This window comes from Bacillus sp. SIMBA_008 (assembly GCF_046535495.1).
GTDB lineage: Bacteria > Bacillota > Bacilli > Bacillales > Bacillaceae > Bacillus > Bacillus subtilis.
On sequence record NZ_JAWRWL010000588.1, the window covers coordinates 1 to 266 of the forward strand.

General features: G+C 43.2%; 1 protein-coding gene. It reads left to right on the forward strand.

The features are described 5' to 3' along the window. Positions 1 to 188: 188 nt before the first annotated feature. A partial coding sequence (locus tag SB658_RS24555) for a hypothetical protein (RefSeq protein ID WP_410602997.1) occupies positions 189 to 266 on the forward strand: 78 nt, incomplete at its 3' end.

The following is a 266-nucleotide window of genomic DNA, read 5'->3' on the forward strand; positions in this document are numbered from 1 at the left end:
TTTTATTTCATTGAGAGGCCCGTCTGTAAAAGGACGGGTTCTTTTGTCTGTTTTTCGCAATTGTTTGTCAATTGGAGAGTCCGGCCGGCATAAGATAAAAATAAATCTTTTCGCCGGACTTGTTTCATAAACAGGACCAAGCCGGAATACACATGTAAAACGACCATAACGGTTAAGGAGGGGAATTCATGTCCCGTAATGACAGCGGAAATTTTTTGATTTCAGAGGAAGACTGGTCCCTCCATCGCAAAGGCTTTGACGACCAG